This window comes from Photorhabdus caribbeanensis (assembly GCF_018448885.1).
GTDB classification, from domain to species: domain Bacteria; phylum Pseudomonadota; class Gammaproteobacteria; order Enterobacterales; family Enterobacteriaceae; genus Photorhabdus; species Photorhabdus caribbeanensis.
This window is the reverse complement of record NZ_RCWB01000033.1, coordinates 1-16,530: the sequence shown is the minus strand read 5'-3', so window position 1 is coordinate 16,530 and position 16,530 is coordinate 1. Positions and strand designations below refer to the sequence as shown.

Genomic DNA, 16,530 nt, shown 5'->3' with positions numbered 1-16,530 from the left:
CAGTTTTATGGAAGGTTACATATGGCTAAAGCCAACGAAATTAAACGCGGTAGTGCCGTCAGTTATAATGGTAAATTACTGCTGGTCAAAGACATTGATATTCAAGCACCAAGCGCCCGGGGAGCTAGCACATTATATAAAATGCGCTTTACTGATATCCGCACCGGTCAGAAAGTGGAAGAACGTTTCAAAGGCGATGATATCCTTGATACGATCAGCCTGACTCGTCGTAGCGTTAACTTTTCCTATATTGATGGTGATGAATATGTTTTCATGGATGATGAGGATTTCACACCTTATCACTTTAAAAAGGAACAAATCGAAGAAGAGTTGTTATTCATTCCCGAAGGTGGCCTGCCGGGCATGCAAGTTCTGACAATAGAAGGACAAGTCATTGCCCTCGAACTACCACAGACAGTTGATATGGTTATCGAAGAAACGGCTCCTGGAATTAAAGGCGCTTCAGCCAGTGCACGGACAAAACCTGCCAAAATGAGCACCGGACTCACCGTGCAAGTACCTGAATATATTAGTAGCGGGGAAAAAATCCGTATTCATATTGCAGAACGTCGCTATATGGGACGTTGCGATTAACAATATTATCTAATTCTGAGTTGCCCGGTATAAAACAGGGTAACTCACTTTATCTACTCCATTAATTAAATCAACCATCTGATTTCTCTTTAGCATTTGGATATAATTTAAATTCCCAAATAAAATACAATATAAATTTTCCACTCATTCACTTTAGCAATGACAAATAAAATCCCTACTCTCCTTAAATTAAACATTAAAGAAATAATATGTAAATTTTTTCTTAACATCAATTATAGAAAATTGTAACAACACCAATTTTTTCTTTTCCTTTTATCCATTTAATCTCTGTCACCCCCATTTGGTGTGGTAAATAAAAATAAATATCATTTTGCACATCGAGCTTTCGTCGTTGGGTAATCTTATGCCCCTTCCGCCAACAAGTGGTGTCAGCCCAATTATCACGCCAATCAAAACGACACGGTGATTCAACGATCGCACCTGAAAAACGAATAATCCCTGTACTTGATGTTGTTTCTGACCCACTATTGACAAGACCAGGAATCATTAGAAAAAAACAACCCACCATAACCCGGAACATAGACATAAAGCCCCCACCATAAAACAGCATCATTAGCTGCGATTTCCAAAAATGAAATCAATCTAGAAATCGAAAAAATTTATGAGTCTATGTATTGGTAACGGCTATTTTCGTTGTTTATTTATGATTTTTAGCGATTAAAACTGATTAAGGTATTTACATCTTATAATATTAGAATTATCAGAAGTAATTATCAATAAATTAAGAATTAACAACTTTAAATACCATAACATCACTCAATAAAATCCGCAGAATTGAACAGAATAGTTACCCAAGTAAATAAAAAATGAAGGAAAAAGCACAAACCAAGTAGGTAAAAAAACAACAAATTAACTTATGATTAAGAACTGTGACATTATTACTCAATATTTGTTATATTAATCCGCATAATTGTAAGTTTAGTTACCACTTATTTTTAACAAATAGGTCTCCCATGACACGCAATCATCCATTTGCCATATTTATCCTGAACCTGTTAGGGATTACTCTGTTTCTCTCCTGGTATTTACCAGAACAGCACGGTTTTTGGTTCAAAATTGACTCTGCAATCTTCTACTTCTTTAATGAGAAATTAATACCAGGTTCAATATTCACAGAATTTGTAGCATTTGTGAATATCAGAGCTTTCGATGCCATTTCGCTTTTATGTATGGGATTACTATATTACAACGCTTTTCGTAAACAGAATTACGATGGCAAACGCAGATTATTCATGATTGGTTTGGTCATGATAATAAGCGCAGTTATACTTAACCAAATCGGTCATCTACTCCCTGTTATCCGTCCAAGTCCAACATTAACCTTTGATCATATCAATCGTATTAGCGAAATGACCAGTCTGGTAACAAAAGATGCATCAGGCGATAGCTTTCCAGGCGATCACGGATTAATGCTCCTGATTTTTAGCTGCTTTATCCTTCGCTATATCTCGGGTAGAGCATTCTGTACCGCATTATTGATCATGGTAATCTTTGCATTACCTCGTATCATGGCGGGAGCGCACTGGTTTACTGATATTGCCGTCGGCTCTTTATCACTGGTGCTAATCGGAACAAGCTGGTTACTACTAACACCATTAAGTGACATCATGATTAACTGGCTGGATAAGAATCTGCCACAAATTGGTCGTCCAATTTAAGATCTTTCCCATAAACGCTATTTTTACCGAATAATACTGGGAAGGTATTTAACCTTCCCAATAGCTCATAAAACCCACATAAATAACATAAATTAGCAACATTCCTGATCTCTCCGACTTAGAAATCTAATTTTTTGTAAATTATGTCATTAAATACTCGCCTTTTCCTGATTGTTTCTGTACTCTCGGTCTAAATGACATTTATTGTAAATATCGTTATAAAACGTGGCATCAGACGCGTTTTTTTACCAAACGCGTTGTTTACTCATTGTTTTTTCTAACACCAGGCTTCGAAGCGTTTGATATTTTTCAATAATAGCGACCAACTAAGGTAAGGATAGCAAGGGAAAACAAAAATAATGGTCAAGTCTCAACCGGCTCTGAGATACATTACGCGGCTGATACCCGCGCTGTTCGTAGCGATCACCTTATCCGCGTGCAGCTCGCCAGATTCATCAAGGTTTCGTAATACACAAACTGATACGCATGCAGTAAACGGTAAGAACGGCTTCTTACTTCAAGCGTCTCAGGATGAATTCGAAGCGCTCGTTCGTAATCTGGACATAAAATCTAAAATTCTTAGCCAATACAATGGCTGGAAGGGCGTTGCCTATCGACTTGGTGGCGATACTAAACGCGGTATAGATTGTTCTGGCTTTGTTCAACGTACTTTCCGTGATCAGTTTGGTATGGAACTGCCACGTTCAACATTTGAACAACAAAATATTGGCAAAAAAATCGACCGCTCAAAATTGCGTCCTGGCGATTTAGTCTTATTTAAGACAGGCGCACGAACCAGGCATATTGGCATCTATGTTGGCAATGACCAATTCGTCCATGCCTCTACCAGCAATGGTGTAATCGTTTCCAGGTTAAGCAGCACATACTGGAGCAAACGTTATTACGGCGGCCGCCGAGTCATTAGCAATAGCACGGTGCCTAACGGCTAAAAATTTTCCCTTGCCCACAAAAAAGCGCTTCCATCAAAGGAAGCGCTTTTTGCATTTATATCAGAATGGATAAAGCGCAGTTATCTTTTCAGCAATGGCAGCGCCAAGTGTCTTCAAACGACACATAACCGCACTTTCATCTTCACTATTAATAAATAAGCACGGTTGACCTTCCAACTCAATCACAGTGCTTCCGATTTGCATATCAGCAAGTGATTGCTGCAATTTTTGCATAACGTTCCACGCAGCCCCGTCCTCGTGGCTGAGTAACTTCAACCCCATCAGGCTGCTTTCTGCATTCACTTCATCAACCGGAAGTGGCTCAACTTTGATACCCACAAAACCGGGGGACCACCTGTAACTTTGCGGCAGCCGATGTACCACCGAAAGCTGAATATTATTCACAAATCATTCCTACCTGAAAGAACATAGATACAAAAGTTAAAGTTAGCGGCTATCTTCAGGTGTTCTACTCGCCAAAACCGAATAACTAACCCCCAAAAAAGGTAAACGAAAAGTTAAATTTGTGTTTATAGTATTACATTAATTCCAAATTTCACCTTAGAAAAAGTGAGATCAATCTCTCATTTCTCATATATTTATACTTTTTTTAAAGAAAACTCAACTAATTTTTATGCAAAAACCCAACTTTATGTTTAATGATTGTTTACATATTTTATTTTTTCAACTCAACACTTTAACATAAAAATCAAATAAGAACTGTAAAAACAAATAGATAACAATGTGTTTTATAAGGTATAATTAACAACAACCTAATGATAACGCCATTTAATATTTTTTAATTTAACAAAAATACAACAAAGACTTATAATTACTATCAATGCATCAATAACAACTTATTCGCACAGCAAAACATTTCGGAATTTCCTTATCATAAAAAACCAGCCCCTTAGCCCAACGGCAAAATGCAACAACAATAATAAAAAACAATGAAGCAACAATAGTTTCACCTCTCTATAAATAGATCAGTACCACTATTTATAGTTACTAAGCATAGCCAACTTTCAATTCCCCGGAATACTCGGACAAAAGACTCTCCTTAATAAAATTATCGTTTTCAATGATAATTTCAGTGATAAGAAAATGCTACTAATACCACGAATTTATTACAGCTTCATTACTCAATGGCAAATCTTAGAATAATAAAAAAACATCGTAATTTTATGATTTAATTTATTATTTTCAATAAGTTATATTAAATTTTACCCCTATCAATCAAGAATATATTAATGAATGCAGATGTATATTTTAGAATAAAATAGCCCCTCAATAATCTCGCATAAAATTATAACCGAAAAATATCATCAAAAATATTTTTTGCTTACAATAATTTTCTTTTTAAGGAAAAGGCTGCACACGAAAACAGCCTTCTGTTTTTATTTACCGACTCTTTTTTGCATATATAATAAGTAACACAGCCAAAATAACAGATAAAACCATAGAACCAACCATTGGCCAGGCATTACGTGCTGGTAACATGGCAAGTAATGCACCAACCAAGGCACTAATACCAAAACGAATTGTACCCGCCAATGAAGACACCGTTCCGGCCATATGTGGGTAATCATCTAAAACCACCGCCATGACATTAGATGTAATCATAGAAATACCACATATATAAGCTGCAACACCGATTACCAGAGCAATGAAGCCAAAATCGAGTGCGGTAGACAGTAACAACCAGCTCCCCATCACAAACTGCACACTCAAACCAAAATACATCATCTTCAACGCACCAAACCGCCGGACATAGCGACTATTTATTATCGTCATCACAAACAGAAATACGATGTTAAGCGCAAAATAATAACCAAAGTGCTGAGGAGAAACACCATTTAACTCAATATAAACAAATGGCCCCGCACTAAGAAAAGAAAACATTCCTGCAAATGAAAAACCACTGGCAAGCATGTAGCAAAATACACGACGCTGGCGAAATAACATAATAAACTGACTTACAGTTGTACGAAGATGAAACTTTTGTCTTCTCTCTTTCGGCAAAGTCTCTCTTATAAAGAAAGCAACGAGGAATACAGCAATAACAGCAGTTACTGCAATACTCCAGAAAATAGCATGCCATGTGAACCAAATCATTATCATGCCACCAAGAATTGGTGCAATTAATGGAGCAATAGTCATTACTAATATCACAAAAGACATACTGCGCGAGAATTCATCTTTAGTGAACAGATCTCGCATTAGCGCATTAATGACAACCCCCGCTGCTGCTGCGGAGAATCCATGTAAAAATCGCATATAAATAAAATCATCGATATTCTGAACTATTGCGCACGCAGCCGAAGCCAGAGCAAATACAGTAACCCCACCCAGAATAACCGGCTTACGCCCCAAACTGTCAGCCATTGGACCATATATCATCTGACCGATAGCAAAACCAAGAATATAACTGCTCAGCGTCATCTGAACCCGTCCGCTATCTACACCGAAATCTTCGGCAACAGTTGGCAAACTCGGTAAATACATATCAATGGCAATAGGCATTAACATAGAAAGCAGCCCAAGGATTAAAATCAGTCCTAAATAGGATGATCGTTGTTGTTGCACGTATATTGCTCCAATAATTTAAAATAATTAACTAAAACTAGAATTAAGGAACATTGACACTGGCAATTTCCTGCTTAGTCAATGGCCGATACTCTCCTGGCTCCAATTCAGGATCTAAAATGATTTCACCGATTCGCTCACGATGAAGCGCTGTTACCCGATTACCTACCGCGGCAAACATACGTTTTACCTGATGATAACGTCCTTCACTAATCGTCAGGCGGACTACTTGAGGCTCCAGAATTTCCAGTTGGGCGGGTTTTGTCAGTGTCTTTTCACCATTAAGTTGAACACCTGCAAGAAATTTATCTGCCGTCTCTGCTGCAACCGGGTATTCAAGTGTGACTAAATATGTTTTTTTACAATGATGTTTTGGGGAAGTAATGCGATGAGACCACTGACCATCATCGGTTAGCAAAACCAGACCGGTGGTATCCATATCCAACCTACCAGCCGTATGTAATTTATGCGCAGCCGGCTCATCAATAAAATAGAGAACCGTCGGATTTGTCGGATCATCGGTGGAACAGACATACCCTGGTGGTTTATTTAGCATAAAATAACGAGGCCCTTGCTGCTGTTCTAATAACGAACCATCAAACATGACCTGTTGCTCTGGAGTTAATTTATAAGCTCCGGTTTTTACAACCTCATCATCAACAGTGATACGCCCCGCACGCAACTCGCGTCCTACGTCATTCCGACTGATACCAAGCTGTTGTGACAAAAATTTATCCAATCGCATGGATGAAGACACCTATATTAATTACTTTAAAAATGAACGTGATCCACTATCCTGACACTTATCTCGGCACTACAACACAGAGCCACCAAACAGTGCCACCAAAAAGGAAGATGTGAAATGAACTTAAAAGATTCGAAAGCTAATCATAACTATGTTTACTATAAACGACAATTATCTATTTATTATAACCAGTTATAGTTCCATCCAATCAGATAATTATTTTACCTTGACTTCCCCCCACAGCAAATTAATAAGAAAAATGTTACTCTTTTACGAATATTTTTCTGTTGCGGAACGATTATGACTTTTACTTTACGTCCCTATCAGCAAGAAGCCGTGGATGCCACCATTAATCATTTCCGGCACCATCATGAACCCGCAGTCATTGTGTTACCAACCGGAGCTGGTAAAAGCCTGGTTATTGCTGAACTGGCAAAATTAGCTCGTAGGAGAGTATTAGTATTAGCTCATGTAAAAGAATTAGTTGCACAGAACTACAGCAAATATTGCGCATACGGTTTACCCGCAGATATTTTTTCCGCCGGATTGCAGAAAAAGCAAAGCACAGGAAAAGTGGTGTTTGGTAGTGTTCAATCTGTCGCCCGTAATCTTGAACATTTTGATAATCAATTCTCTTTGCTAATAATTGATGAATGTCACCGTATTAGCGATGATGAAAACAGCCAATATCAGCAAATTATTCTTCACCTTCGGCAAAATAACCCGCAACTACGTATTCTTGGCTTAACAGCAACACCTTACAGACTGGCTATCGGCTGGATATATCAATATCACTATCACGGAATGATCCGTGGTGATGGAAACTGTTTTTTCCGTGATTGCATATATGAATTGCCCCTGCGCTATATGATTAAACACGGTTTCCTGGTCCCCCCAAAGCGGCTAGATATGCCGGTTATGCAATATGATTTCAGCCAAGTTCGCTCCAGTCAGCAAGGTATTTTCAATGAAACTGATTTAAATCACGAAATCAAACGACAAAAACGCATCACACCTCATATTATAAAACAAGTCATTGAATATTCGGCTGATCGCAAAGGCGTTATGCTCTTTGCGGCAACTGTCGAACATGCCAAAGAGATTTTTCAATTACTCCCTTCCGGCCAAGCCGCATTAGTCAGCGCCGATACATCAACCGCTGATCGTGATCTATTCATCGAAGCCTTTAAAACTCAGCAATTGCGCTATATGGTTAACGTCGCCGTATTGACAACGGGATTTGATGCTCCCCATGTTGATCTAATAGCTATTCTACGTCCTACTGAATCCGTCAGTTTATATCAGCAAATTATCGGTCGTGGTTTACGATTATTTCCTGGCAAAAAAGATTGCCTGATTCTCGATTATGCAGGAAATCCTCACGATCTCTACACACCAGAAGTTGGCAGCAATAAACCGGATAAACAGAGCCAACCGGTTCAAGTTTTCTGCCCTATCTGTAACTTTGCCAATATATTTTGGGGGAAATGCACCTCTGACGGTGAAATTATTGAACACTTCGGCCGCCGCTGTCAGGGTTGGGAAAAGGATCAATACGGCAAACGCCGTCAATGTGAGTTCCGTTTTCGTTTTAAACTTTGCCCTCATTGCGGTGCCGAAAATGATATCGCAGCACGGCATTGCCATAGTTGCCAGGAGGTGCTGGTTGATCCTGATGATATGCTGAAAGCCGCATTGAAGCTCAAAGACGCACTGGTGCTGCGTTGTGGTGGTATGCAGCTCATCCCTGAAATTGACAGTAAAGGAGAATGGCTGAAAATCATCTATTACGATGAAGATGGGGCTGATGTTTCCGAACGTTTTCGGCTTACAACCCCAGCCCAACGACGACTCTTTGAATACCAATTTCTTCGTCAACATCAGCGTGCTCCGGCGATACCTTTTAACTGGAAAACAGCCTCAGATATCGTTCACCAGCAACCTTTATTACGTCATCCAGATTTTGTTGTCGCCCGTAAAAAAGGCCGATTCTGGCAGATTCGTGAAAAAATCTTTGATTACCAAGGACGTTTCCGACGAGCAGACGAATTGTACTAATGGTTCACATTGGCCTATTCCATTTGCTGTAACCACCATTTTTCGCTAGAATGCCGCCCGCTTAACTATGTTAAGCCAAATCTCGAACCTGCTGCTGGGTCGCCTGTAGCAGGATTTATTTTCTTCTTAAAGAGAAAAAACAATGTTTACTATTAACGCAGAAGTACGTAAAGAGCAGGGTAAGGGTGCGAGCCGCCGCCTGCGTAGAGCCAACAAGTTTCCAGCTATCGTATACGGTGGCAACCAAGAGCCAATTTCTATTGAACTGGATCACGATCAGGTTATCAATATGGAACACAAAGCTGAATTTTATAGCGAAGTTCTGACCCTGGTTATCGACGGTAAAGAGACTAAAGTTAAAGTGCAGGCAGTACAGCGCCACCCGTTTAAACCAAAACTGGCGCACATTGACTTCCTGCGTGCTTAATTAGCCACAGCCGAGCTTTTCGGGACGCCGAGTAAATAACGCCGCAAATGCGGCGTTATTTATTTTTTGGCCTCAATGACCACTGCCACGGCGCTGTAACTGGTCACGTAAATTTGGCGGCGTGCCTTTAATGGTTAAAGTATCCGTTGCCGGGTCCCAGAAAATTCTCTCACCAAATAACATCGCATCAAAATTGATTGTTAATCCGCCACCACTGCCGGCAAATTTAGTTAGTTGACGCAATGTACTGCGATCTGCCGGAAAACTCTCTTCCAGTTCATATCCCTGCTCCTGAGAAAACTGCTGAAAATTCTGCTCTCCAAACGTGGGTAATGCCTGAGACAACTCCTTAACTTCAATTTCCTCTCCTGCCTGTAATTGCTCATTACAATAGCTGTATACTTGCTGGCGATAGGCTTGACGCTCATTCTTATCAAGTTGACCAGATTCGCAATAATCATCAACTGCTTGTAACAGGCCCTTATTCTGAACTTTCGCATTCATACCTTCACTGGCAGCAAGAAAATCCATAAAAAAATCTGAAACTTTACGCCCCACCCGGCCTTTCAGGAATGTTAAATAACGGCTTGATTCAGGATTCGCTTCCCACTCCGTCAAATCTATACGAGCAACAATATCTGCATGAGGAATATCCAGATAATGCGTAGTATTTAAATCCAGATTATCGTTAACCGACATACTGTTACAGCTATTAAGCACAGCAATCAATAAATACTCTACCGCCAGATAGCGATACTGACAAAACAGAACCGTTCCTCCTTCGGCAAACGGATATTTCGCCAGTTCATCCCTCAGACGTACTGTTGCCGCACGACTGAACCCAAGAAAATCTTCATCACCTTTACGCTGATGTCTTAGCGCTTCTGCCAATTCACTCTCTTCATTAAATAAGCCGTAAGCTTTACTTTTTGCGCTGTATACCCGGTGTAATTCAGCCATCATATCTTCCACCACTTGATCGGTGGCGAGTAAAGAATCACGCAACACGACATCTAATGTCTGTTCATCACGCTTGATTAATTGATGCAAGGCAATCTGATCTATTTGCAGACTCATTCTTTCTACTCCTTTCGCGGCTGACTTCATGCGTTTTGAAACACGCATTCAAACACCGATAACAAACGACTGCAATAAAAAACCCCGAAAGAAAATAACGTTTCGTCATCTGCCATCAACTATAATTTGCTGGCAGATATCAAAAAATTGCTAAAAATAGGTTATTACTGCAACATAATCTTAACCATGAATTAATTTGCCACAAAAGAGCGGAAAATCACGCATCTATACGGTAAGATAATATGCTTTGTTAGTTCAGGAAGTTTAAATCTATGCCACAGTCATCTCGTTACAGTGACGAACACGTTGAACGCTTATTAACAGAACTAGTCAGTGTTCTGGAAAGAAACCGTACGCCGACAGACCTTTCTCTTATGGTACTGGGCAATATGGTAACAAATTTAATCAATACGAGTATATCTCCTGCACAGCGCAGACATATTGCTGACTCGTTTGCACACGCGCTTAAGTCTTCAGTAAATGAAGATAAAGCCCATTAATTTTTTAACTAAGACTACAACGTAAACAAAATATGGTGACTAGCCGTCAGCGTTATCGTGAAAAAGTTTCCCAAATGATTAGCTGGGGGCATTGGTTTGCCCTATTTAATATTCTGTTCAGTCTTGGATTAGGCAGTCGTTACCTGTTTGTTTCTGACTGGCCGAGCTCACTGTTCGGCCGAGTCTATGCTCTGGCTAGCTGGCTTGGGCACTTTAGTTTTATTGTTTTTGCCGTTTATTTGCTGCTCCTGTTTCCACTGACATTTATTGTCATGTCACAGCGCCTGCTAAGGTTTCTTTCAGCCATTCTCGCCACAGCCGGGCTGACACTGTTAATATTCGACATTGCCATATACAACCGTTTCCATCTTCACCTCACACCTTTAGTGTGGGATTTAGTGATCAATCCTGATCAAGGGGAACTCGCACGAGAATGGCAGCTAATGTTCATCTGTATTCCAGTCATTTTTCTGATACAGATGTTGTTTGGCACCTGGAGTTGGCAGAAACTACGCAGCCTGAATCGGCAACGGTTTAGTAAACCATTAGCTGCTGTCTTTATTTCGGCTTTTTTAGCTTCCCATTTGATGTATATCTGGGCTGACGCTAATTTTTACCGCCCGATTACCATGCAACGTTCTAACCTACCGCTCTCCTATCCAATGACAGCGCGTAAATTTCTTGAAAAACATGGCCTGCTCGATCAACAAGAATATCAGCGCCGCCTTATGCAACAGGGTGATCCTGCTGCGTTGACCGTGGAATACCCACTTAATGATCTGATTTACCAGGATAAAGGAAGTGGATATAACCTGTTAATATTGGTCGTTGATAAGCTGGATAATAAAGATATTGCAGAGAATATGCCTGCACTTTCTCATTTCAGAGATACCAACATTCAGTTTAATCAACATTTCAGCACCGGGCTTCAAAACGATACCGCTCTATTCGGGTTGTTTTATGGCATTTCTTCTGGTTATCTGGATGGAATACTGGCAGGGCGTAAATCATCAGCCCTAATTGATGCCCTGACACATCAGGGATACCAATTCGGCCTATTCTCTTCTATAGGGTTTGATACTCCGTTTTATCGTCATGCATTACTTTCCGACTATTCATTGCCCACTGAGATCAACCAGAGCAACCAATTCACGGTAGAGCAATGGCAGCAATGGCTAAATTTACCCAATACTAACGCGCCTTGGTTCTCCTTCTTAAGGATGAACGGGCTGGATAAAGCTGACAACCAAGGTAATAGGGCGGCACTGGACGCTCAAATTAACACCGTACTAGAGACACTAAAAAACAAAAACGCACTGAACAATACTGTCATTGTTATTACCGCTGAACATAGTGAAATCGCCGCTACACATCCCCCCAGATGGATAAACAATGGCAGATTTAATCGTGAGCAGATGCATGTCCCACTGCTGATTCATTGGCCTGGAACACCATCACAGACAATTAATAAACTAACAAGCCATCAGGACGTCATGACAACATTAATGCAACGTTTGTTGCATGTCAGCAATACTCCTGCTGATTATTCTCAAGGCCAAGATCTATTCGCAGCACAGCGAGATAATCCGTGGGTGATTACCGGTGATGATGGCTCCTTAATCATTACAACCAGCGAAAATACCCTGTTCCTGGATAAAAATGGTAACTATCACCTATATGACTTGGAAGGCAACGAAATCAAAGATGCTAAACCCAATTTGGCGCAACTGTTACAGATATTAACCGAGGTTAAACATTTTATAGCTAATTAAATGCTTAAAAATCAATCGGTCACAAAATTCAGTACTTGCTTTTAGATAAAAAATCAGTACTATAATACGAATTATCGGCATGTAGCGCAGCTTGGTAGCGCACCGTCATGGGGTGTCGGGGGTCGGAGGTTCAAATCCTCTCATGCCGACCAAATTTCCCTAGAAAAACCAACCAGTTATGGTTGGTTTTTTTATGGCTGAAATTTACTTGGTGTAAAATGGGTGTAAAACCCCGACTTCAAACCTGGCATTCATAACCACTTACCAATCAGCTTTTCTCACCCCAAAATATAAAATTATCTAATTAACCTGAAAAAGTGTTTGACGGTATTGCAAGTGGTTTTTCGGTTTTAAGTTGCATCTGATAGTCAATCATCAAAAAGAAATTGTGTCAGCCAAACTCACCCCGGGCAATGTCGGTGATCGGGAGTCCGTGCGTAAATTAGCAATGGGATTAACAGGAACTCTTTACGGCGACAAGGTTAAATACAAAAAACCGCATAAGCGGCAGCGTGGTGGATTTTAAGTAAAAAAAGCCTCGCTGAAACGAGACTGAGGAATTCCTATGCGCTCTATTTACATAGATAACGCCTTTAAAACATGAACCGGATCTTTCTCTATTGCCTTCAACAGGGCTTTTGCAGGCCCTGTTGGTTTACTCCTTCCCTGCTCCCAGTTCCGCAGAGTCCCAACATTAACTGAAATTAACTTAGCAAAACCAGTCTGAGTTAAACCGGTTGCCTGGCGAATATTCTTTACTTTTACTGCTTCAACGTGAGTTTCACGAGAAGCGGCACGTTCGCCATTAATAATTTCGTTCATCTGTATCATGCTTTCAGTTAGCCTGGAAAATAATTTACTATCCATTGTTACCCCCCCCCCCCCTCATTTAGTGCTCTCAAGACTTTCTTTTCTGATTCACTAAGGTCATCCTCGATACCTTTTTTGTAAATCAGCAACAGTCTGATGTGTGAGATATCTACTTTATAGTAATAAATAATGCGCACACCGCCCCGCTTACCTTTACCCCTAGATAACCATCTGACTTTGTGTAAGCCACCAGTGTGTTGGATAAACATCACCAGCAATAGGATTGTCTGCAAGATATTGCTGCAATTCACGATATTCATCATCACTTAACAACTCCTTACAATTTTCATAATGATGAAGAAAAACACCATGAACAGTAGCTAATTCTCTCGCAGATCTGGGTGCACTACCGCACAGGCAGCTTAGAAAAAGTCAGAGCGATTATCTCAATAAGCACAATTTACTTTGCATTGCAACGATGTAGATATATGCTAATAGTTTTTTAATTCAGAGGTATTTGTCGTGAGAAAGACTCTCTTGTTAGCATTATTTTCACTTTCATTATCATCAACAGCGGCAACTAAAGTTTTTGTTTGCGGTAGTGACTTTATACAAATTGTTGACAACAACGGGCTAATTGAAGAAGTTAGAGTCAATGATAAACCTACGGATATATTTACTATGAGCCACAAGGTGACTGATTCAGGTGATGTCGACTCTTTCTTTATATATGGATACAAAGGAAATCAAGAAGTAACGCGCTTATTTAATTCTGGTAAGACAAAGCAAACAATAAAACAAAACTTTTTATTTTCTCCCAGCGGATCACCAGAAAATCCCGGAAAGCCATTAGGGAAACCTGTATTATGTAGACAACCATAATCAAAACGGCAGTATCATCTTACTGCCACATTTGCACAGGATCTTTTGTCCTGGCAATATCCATTCTCTGTCTATATTTTTGCGATTCAGTGTATCCATCTTGAGAACTGATGACAAATTTAAGTGTCTTTTTTCGCTCCTCAAGTGCTGCTAACTCTCTTCCGGTTGCTCCTCCATCACCGATATTCCCCATTCCAAAAATACCAGGTCATGATTTATCTTTTAGCTCACTAATACGCTTATTAATACTATTAAGTTCATCACCGTCTGTACGCTCCCTGCCAAATATCGTACAGCCGTTTATTCGATAATAGCGTTGTACTTATTAAAAACCGTTTCATTGATGATTCTTAAGTCTCTGACCTTGTTTAATTTTTCGGTCATTTTATCTAACTCAGCAAAAGCCTTATTTGTCGGATTTAAGCGATCTAATACCTTCCCTAACTCATTCCTTTGTTCCTTTAGCGTCTCTACTACTCTTTTTTGAATATCAATGCCACTCTTAAACGGTTCGTTGAGTCTAAAATATGCTTTGCTTGCTTTTTCAGCAACAGATTGAAATTTGTTTAGTTCCTGATTTCCGCGTTCTAAATCAGCGGAGTCAAGTTTTAGAGAAATCATTGCTATATCAAACATGCTGACCTCAGATACAAAAAAACCGCAATTTAGCGGCGTAATAATGTTAACTATTGTTCATTCATTGTATTTCATTCAAAGTAATGAATAATTTATTAACGGAGTAAAGCCGATGAAATATTTAAAAAGTTTTGCAGCATTAGTATTATCAATACCTATGATGGCGTTTTCTGCATCTCCTATTATTTGTGAAAAGGAATCCCCAGGTGACACCAATACATCTATCTGGCCTTCAATTTATTTATCAGATCCGAATACTCTTTGCTTCGATGTCACAGGATGGCCAGAATTTTCCGGTACAAATTGCGTTAAAAACGGTAAAAACGCGAAATGGACTGGCCTTGTCATTGTTTGGGAAGATGGGGAGCCACAAGGTCGGGATTCAACCAATTTCCGTGTAGTTAATCCCGTAGTCACAGATGAACAAATACAATATCGCATAGAGTGGTCTCGTGGGGACAAATGGCGCACTATGCAGAATGTAGCCATTAACCGACTTACTGGTGACGCCGTGAGCTACTTTGTCAATGATCATGGTGGAGAAAGCTACCAGTGCAGGGTTGCGAAAAAAGCAATTTAATCAAACTGGCATGGATTTTATTTATCTTCAGCAACCAATAAACCTAACTCTTGAAATAATCAACCGACTAGATCGTTTAGAGAAGCTGATAGAGTCCCAAACATAACAGATAGAATAACCCCGCTACAATGGCGGGGTTTTACTAAAAAGCGCCTTCATTTTGCATTAAGATCAATTCCACAATCTGACCAACCTAGCACCCGCTGATAAACTGACACCCAACATGACATATTCAATATCAGAGTGTGTGAATTCTCGTGTAATTTGATTCGTGTGATAAACTTTTATCCAACCCGCCTGAATTGCTAATCCGTCCTTACCCAATACAGCTGTTTCACGTTCTAAAGCGTATTTTTGTTCTGTCATTATGCTGCTCTCACTATGTAGTTAAATGCGACGTTGCGGGGGCGGGTTTCGTTTGCTGTTGTTCCAACAATCCCTCCCGTCGACGCGTTTTGATCAAGTGAACGTGTGTATGCACTATTTCTCTCCGTACTCCACGCTTCATTCCCCGTAAGCACAAGGTCTTCAACGACTTGTCTTGAAATCACTTTGTAGTGTGTGTGATCTTGAATGCTTGCTGGCTGCCACGACCCGCATGCACGCTCCATGTCTACACCACGGCTATCATCCCATCCCCGGATAAACTCTCCCCTTAGATCGGGCAATCTGCCGTTGGGATAAGCTTCCGCTAACTTCGGATATAAAGATTTATCAAATGTCTGACCGTTACATGTTAAGTAGCCAACTGGGGCGTATTTGTGGGGATACGGCATTGGAACACCAATAGGGATATTGTCATAACGTGCATCAAAATTTTGGTAATCTGCGGGAATAATTTTTCCAGCCGAGAAAAGCTCAACATTATTAGATGACAATCGATGTGAATAAAATAAACAGCCATTTTTATCTCCACACTCGAAAATAGTTTTTCTGTTATTTGAATCGCCCCATACAAATAGATTGATCTGACTCTCAGCATTTTCACTAGATGAAATACGCAAATTTTTCTCTGGATTCATTCCCACACTCAGCACATTTTGCACATTGAGTCCCGCTTTGATTATCCCCCCATTGACCGATACTGCATTTCTCGCCAATTCCACTGTTTCCGATAAACCCAAATTTTTCACAAACTCATTTTTATCAGGAATATCTGCACCATTTTGGCTTTTAGACAACCTATTGTTAGCATTATTATTTACATCGGAAACAAGCTTCTGAGTTGCTGAAA

General features: G+C 40.0%; 18 protein-coding genes, 1 tRNA gene and 3 pseudogenes. 11 read left to right on the top strand and 11 right to left on the bottom strand.

The window, feature by feature from the left end; all coding sequences use genetic code 11:
• The first annotated feature begins 21 nt into the window (after positions 1 to 21).
• Positions 22 to 594 carry an elongation factor P-like protein YeiP gene (gene yeiP, locus EAE90_RS18430; protein ID WP_036777297.1) on the top strand — a complete coding sequence of 191 codons (573 nt, stop codon included), beginning with the start codon at positions 22 to 24 and terminating at the stop codon, positions 592 to 594.
• A 229-nt stretch (positions 595 to 823) separates the two neighbouring features.
• Here yeiP and EAE90_RS18425 read toward each other — a convergent pair whose 3' ends face one another.
• Positions 824 to 1,168, bottom strand: coding sequence for a hypothetical protein (locus EAE90_RS18425; RefSeq protein WP_246550930.1), 345 nt, complete (start codon positions 1,166 to 1,168; stop codon positions 824 to 826).
• 400 nt (positions 1,169 to 1,568) lie between these two features.
• On the opposite strand from EAE90_RS18425, the gene EAE90_RS18420 reads away from it, so the two are divergent.
• Positions 1,569 to 2,273, top strand: coding sequence for a phosphatase PAP2 family protein (locus EAE90_RS18420; RefSeq protein ID WP_214054704.1), 705 nt, complete (start codon positions 1,569 to 1,571; stop codon positions 2,271 to 2,273).
• A gap of 359 nt (positions 2,274 to 2,632) precedes the next feature.
• Positions 2,633 to 3,223 (top strand): bifunctional murein DD-endopeptidase/murein LD-carboxypeptidase, encoded by a 591-nt coding sequence (gene mepS / locus EAE90_RS18415; RefSeq protein WP_214054703.1) that lies wholly within the window; start codon positions 2,633 to 2,635, stop codon positions 3,221 to 3,223.
• A gap of 60 nt (positions 3,224 to 3,283) precedes the next feature.
• Here the strand turns inward: mepS and EAE90_RS18410 are convergent, their stop codons facing one another.
• The 3 genes from EAE90_RS18410 to rsuA form a co-directional block, all read right to left on the bottom strand.
• A complete protein-coding gene (locus EAE90_RS18410; RefSeq protein ID WP_036777304.1) occupies positions 3,284 to 3,628 on the bottom strand; it encodes a YejG family protein in 345 nt (114 codons plus the stop codon).
• A 996-nt stretch (positions 3,629 to 4,624) separates the two neighbouring features.
• Positions 4,625 to 5,809, bottom strand: coding sequence for a Bcr/CflA family multidrug efflux MFS transporter (locus EAE90_RS18405; protein ID WP_214054702.1), 1,185 nt, complete (start codon positions 5,807 to 5,809; stop codon positions 4,625 to 4,627).
• Between the two features lie 43 nt (positions 5,810 to 5,852).
• Complete coding sequence (gene rsuA, locus EAE90_RS18400; protein ID WP_214054701.1) at positions 5,853 to 6,554, bottom strand: 16S rRNA pseudouridine(516) synthase RsuA; 702 nt, start codon at positions 6,552 to 6,554, stop codon at positions 5,853 to 5,855.
• Between the two features lie 300 nt (positions 6,555 to 6,854).
• Between rsuA and radD the strand changes: the two genes are divergently transcribed.
• Together radD and rplY are read left to right on the top strand one after the other, a co-directional pair.
• Positions 6,855 to 8,612 carry a DNA repair helicase RadD gene (gene radD / locus EAE90_RS18395; RefSeq protein WP_214054700.1) on the top strand — a complete coding sequence of 586 codons (1,758 nt, stop codon included), beginning with the start codon at positions 6,855 to 6,857 and terminating at the stop codon, positions 8,610 to 8,612.
• Positions 8,613 to 8,754: 142 nt separating this feature from the next.
• Entirely contained in the window at positions 8,755 to 9,039 is a 285-nt protein-coding gene (gene rplY / locus EAE90_RS18390; protein ID WP_105398219.1) for a 50S ribosomal protein L25, read from the top strand.
• A gap of 72 nt (positions 9,040 to 9,111) precedes the next feature.
• Here the strand turns inward: rplY and yejK are convergent, their stop codons facing one another.
• Complete coding sequence (gene yejK / locus EAE90_RS18385; protein ID WP_214054699.1) at positions 9,112 to 10,116, bottom strand: nucleoid-associated protein YejK; 1,005 nt, start codon at positions 10,114 to 10,116, stop codon at positions 9,112 to 9,114.
• Positions 10,117 to 10,388: 272 nt separating this feature from the next.
• Here yejK and EAE90_RS18380 point away from each other — a divergent pair, with 272 nt between their 5' ends.
• The 4 genes and pseudogenes from EAE90_RS18380 to EAE90_RS18365 form a co-directional block, all read left to right on the top strand.
• Positions 10,389 to 10,616: a YejL family protein gene (locus EAE90_RS18380; RefSeq protein WP_011147091.1), complete on the top strand. Its 228-nt coding sequence runs from the start codon at positions 10,389 to 10,391 to the stop codon at positions 10,614 to 10,616.
• A 32-nt stretch (positions 10,617 to 10,648) separates the two neighbouring features.
• The gene (gene yejM, locus EAE90_RS18375; protein ID WP_214054698.1) at positions 10,649 to 12,388 is read left to right on the top strand and encodes an LPS biosynthesis-modulating metalloenzyme YejM; all 1,740 of its coding nucleotides are present in this window, start codon (positions 10,649 to 10,651) and stop codon (positions 12,386 to 12,388) included.
• Between the two features lie 75 nt (positions 12,389 to 12,463).
• Positions 12,464 to 12,540: transfer RNA gene (locus EAE90_RS18370), tRNA-Pro, on the top strand.
• 185 nt (positions 12,541 to 12,725) lie between these two features.
• Positions 12,726 to 12,869: pseudogene (locus EAE90_RS18365) on the top strand (transposase); the annotation flags it as partial.
• A 95-nt stretch (positions 12,870 to 12,964) separates the two neighbouring features.
• Here the strand turns inward: EAE90_RS18365 and EAE90_RS18360 are convergent.
• Both EAE90_RS18360 and EAE90_RS18355 read right to left on the bottom strand, forming a co-directional pair.
• Positions 12,965 to 13,255, bottom strand: coding sequence for a helix-turn-helix domain-containing protein (locus EAE90_RS18360; protein WP_214054697.1), 291 nt, complete (start codon positions 13,253 to 13,255; stop codon positions 12,965 to 12,967).
• A 2-nt stretch (positions 13,256 to 13,257) separates the two neighbouring features.
• Positions 13,258 to 13,531, bottom strand: a pseudogene (locus EAE90_RS18355) (type II toxin-antitoxin system RelE/ParE family toxin).
• Positions 13,532 to 13,720: 189 nt separating this feature from the next.
• On the opposite strand from EAE90_RS18355, the gene EAE90_RS18350 reads away from it, so the two are divergent.
• The gene (locus EAE90_RS18350) at positions 13,721 to 14,080 is read left to right on the top strand and encodes a hypothetical protein (protein WP_214054696.1); all 360 of its coding nucleotides are present in this window, start codon (positions 13,721 to 13,723) and stop codon (positions 14,078 to 14,080) included.
• Positions 14,081 to 14,099: 19 nt separating this feature from the next.
• Here EAE90_RS18350 and EAE90_RS18345 read toward each other — a convergent pair whose 3' ends face one another.
• The gene (locus tag EAE90_RS18345; RefSeq protein WP_214054695.1) at positions 14,100 to 14,273 is read right to left on the bottom strand and encodes a hypothetical protein; all 174 of its coding nucleotides are present in this window, start codon (positions 14,271 to 14,273) and stop codon (positions 14,100 to 14,102) included.
• A 107-nt stretch (positions 14,274 to 14,380) separates the two neighbouring features.
• On the bottom strand, positions 14,381 to 14,716 hold the full coding sequence (locus EAE90_RS18340) for a hypothetical protein (protein WP_214054694.1): 336 nt from the start codon (positions 14,714 to 14,716) through the stop codon (positions 14,381 to 14,383).
• A gap of 112 nt (positions 14,717 to 14,828) precedes the next feature.
• Between EAE90_RS18340 and EAE90_RS18335 the strand changes: the two genes are divergently transcribed.
• Positions 14,829 to 15,296 (top strand): hypothetical protein, encoded by a 468-nt coding sequence (locus EAE90_RS18335; protein WP_214054693.1) that lies wholly within the window; start codon positions 14,829 to 14,831, stop codon positions 15,294 to 15,296.
• A gap of 195 nt (positions 15,297 to 15,491) precedes the next feature.
• Here EAE90_RS18335 and EAE90_RS18330 read toward each other — a convergent pair.
• Both EAE90_RS18330 and EAE90_RS23990 read right to left on the bottom strand, forming a co-directional pair.
• A pseudogene (locus EAE90_RS18330) lies at positions 15,492 to 15,662 on the bottom strand (tail fiber assembly protein); the annotation flags it as partial.
• Positions 15,662 to 16,429: a phage tail protein gene (locus EAE90_RS23990; protein ID WP_425516861.1), complete on the bottom strand. Its 768-nt coding sequence runs from the start codon at positions 16,427 to 16,429 to the stop codon at positions 15,662 to 15,664. The pseudogene EAE90_RS18330 and the gene EAE90_RS23990, both read right to left, overlap by 1 nt.
• Positions 16,430 to 16,530 lie beyond the last annotated feature (101 nt).